Here is a 2,543-nt window from a genome sequence, read left to right as displayed (position 1 = left end):
GCCCGGCTGCTGCAGCTGGCCGAGGCGGGCTAGCGCGCCGGCGCCCGAAAAGATTTTCGAACCATCTTGCGCGCTGCCCCGCAGCCGGACCCAAAGTGTCGGGGGTCACACCTACGCTGGAAGTATGGACCAGCAAGAACACAGCCGCCGCCGCAAGGCGGAGCGGAAGATCAGGCAGCAGATGCCTGAGGGCTGCCTGCACGATGAGGTGGCCGAGCTGATCGAGCAGCTCACCCGCCGCGTGGACATCCTGCTGCGCGCCGGGGAACGCGGGGACTGCGCGGAGGCGCTGCGTCAGCTGGAAAGCGCCAAGGCCAGCTACTGCGCCATGCAGGCCAAGCTGGCCTACCGCCTGGAAAAGGACACGATCTTGGATGCGGAGGACCGCTGCATCAACATCGACCAGTTTGAGCGCGGTGCCGCGGCCTCGGTGGCCATGGCCCGGCGCCAGTCCCAGCAGGGAGCCCGCTCCTATCTTCAGGCCTGCCGGATGCTGGTGGAGGACCTTCCCAACCTGTGCGCCAGTTTTGAGCGCGGGCATCTTTCCGAACGCCAGATCCTGGCGATCACCGGCCCGTTGACGGACGTGAACGCCGCCGTCGTCGGGAATTCGATGAGCTTTTTGCCCGCGAACCGGACATGTTCCAGGACCTGGGCACCAAGCGGTGCCGCGACGCGGTCGAACGCTTCACTATGCGCCATGAGAGCATCGAGAAGGCCGACCGGATCGGCAAGGCCGCGGAGGAACGCCACGTGATCTTCACCCGCGGCAAGGACTGCGTGTGGCTGCGCGCCAAGCTGCCCCTGGAGGAGGGTGTGGGCCTGGAGACCAGCCTGAAGCGGCGGGCCAGGCGGGAACGCGCGGCCGGGGACAAGCGCAGCATGCCCAGTTGATGACCGATCTGCTCACCCGCCAGTCCATCACCGGCAACGCCGCGAAGCTTCCGGTGTTCGTGGACGTCAAGCTGATCATGACCGACCGCACGCTGCTGCTTGGGGATCGGGAGCCGGCCTACCTGTGCGGTTACGGCTTCGTGCCGGCCCAGTATGCGCGCAGCCTGGTCACGGAGATGGACACCCGGCTCTACGATGCGAAGTGGAATGAGGACACCGAGGAGCTCAGCGACCGGATCGGGGTCTTCCCGGAGCTCCAGCGCCTGTTCACGGCCCCCGGCACCGGGGAGCTGATCGCGATGGATTCCAAGGCCCGCGCCGTCCCGGAGAACCTCAAGGACTTCCTGCAGATCCGGGACGTGCGCTGCCGCACCCCGTACTGCGATAACGACGCCGCCGAATTTGACCACATCACCCCGTGGCGGGCCGGGGGCCTGACCAACGTGCACAACACGAACTACCGGTGCCGTTGGTGCAACCAGGCCAAGGAAACCCCGGGATGGCATGAAAGGGTGGTGCGGGAGGACCCGCACACCATCCGGATCACCACCCCCGACGGGGCGGTCTACCAATCACTGGCCCCACCGCCAACCACGGTCTACCGCAATCCTTCACCCTCGCTGATCGCCCAGGCCTGCTGGCTGCCTGCCGCCACCGACGCCGCAGCCTAGCGCGCCAGGACTCCGCGCAGCACCGGCACCAGACCGTCGTCCCACACCGAATCGGTCACCGAGTCGGCGACCGCCTTGACCTCATCCGGGGCCTGGCCCATGGCCACCCCCAGCCCGGCCCACTGCAGCATCTCAATGTCGTTGCGCCCGTCCCCGACCGCGATGGTCTGCTCCGGGGCAAAGCGCAGGATCCCGCGCAGCCGTTCCAGGCCACTGGCCTTGGTGGTGCCTTCGGCGGCGATGTCCAGCCAGGCGGTCCAGCCCACCGAGTAGGTGACCCCCGACAGTCCCAGCCCGTGCACGGCACGGCCGAACTCCTCAGCGCTGGAGTCGGTGGAGAACACCACCACACGCACCGCCTTGCTGTTCACCAGCTCCTCAAAGTCGACGACCCTGGCCGGGGCGCCGAAGCTGACGTCGCTGAACTGCTCGCTGGAAAGGAACTCGCCGCGCTCGTTCTCCAACGCGTACTTCGCGTTGGGCAGGGTGCGCCACAGGGTGGCCAACACCAGGGAGGGGTCAAAAATCTCGCGGTGGATGACCTCCACCTCTTCTCCGGTCACCTTGGCCAGCACCCCGCCGTTGCAGGCCACCACATAGCCGTGCTCGATGCCCAGTTCCTGCACCACGGGCAGGGCGGCGCCCAGGGAGCGGCCGGTGGAAATCACCACTTCATGTCCGGCGTCCACCACTTCGCGCGCGGCGCTGCGCACCTGCTGGCTCATCTGGTCCTGATGGTTCACGATGGTGCCGTCAACGTCTAGGCACACCATTAACTTATCGTTGGTCAACCGGTCTTCGTTGCCGGTCTTGGTCATGACTGTCATAACCCCAGTGAACCATCTTGTCCCACAATTGGCGATGATGCGGCGCACATGTGCGATGAACGTGCGGCGACTTCGTGGTAAACCTGAGCATAAGAGCGCCCATTTTGCAGGAGGGCAACAACAATGCGCGAACCATCGGCCACCCGGCGCC

General features: G+C 66.3%; 4 protein-coding genes. 3 read left to right on the top strand and 1 reads right to left on the bottom strand.

From position 1 onward, the window contains the following. Positions 1–181: 181 nt before the first annotated feature. The 3 genes from JCM19049_RS11540 to JCM19049_RS11535 are packed head-to-tail and all read left to right on the top strand — an operon-like array spanning position 182 to position 1,565. Positions 182–757, top strand: coding sequence for a DUF222 domain-containing protein (locus tag JCM19049_RS11540; RefSeq protein WP_279403068.1), 576 nt, complete (start codon positions 182–184; stop codon positions 755–757). Beyond that, a complete protein-coding gene (locus tag JCM19049_RS20545; protein ID WP_279403067.1) occupies positions 754–894 on the top strand; it encodes a hypothetical protein in 141 nt (46 codons plus the stop codon). The genes JCM19049_RS11540 and JCM19049_RS20545 overlap by 4 nt, the downstream gene beginning before the upstream one ends. Beyond that, a complete protein-coding gene (locus JCM19049_RS11535) occupies positions 894–1,565 on the top strand; it encodes an HNH endonuclease signature motif containing protein (RefSeq protein ID WP_054821663.1) in 672 nt (223 codons plus the stop codon). The genes JCM19049_RS20545 and JCM19049_RS11535 overlap by 1 nt, the downstream gene beginning before the upstream one ends. Here the strand turns inward: JCM19049_RS11535 and JCM19049_RS11530 are convergent. Next, positions 1,562–2,392, bottom strand: coding sequence for a Cof-type HAD-IIB family hydrolase (locus JCM19049_RS11530; protein WP_054821662.1), 831 nt, complete (start codon positions 2,390–2,392; stop codon positions 1,562–1,564). The genes JCM19049_RS11535 and JCM19049_RS11530 overlap by 4 nt on opposite strands. Positions 2,393–2,543: the final 151 nt, after the last annotated feature.

The sequence above is a fragment of the Arthrobacter sp. JCM 19049 genome (assembly GCF_001310435.1).
The sequence above is the reverse complement of the archived record's forward strand: the minus strand, read 5'-3'. Positions and strand labels throughout refer to the sequence as shown.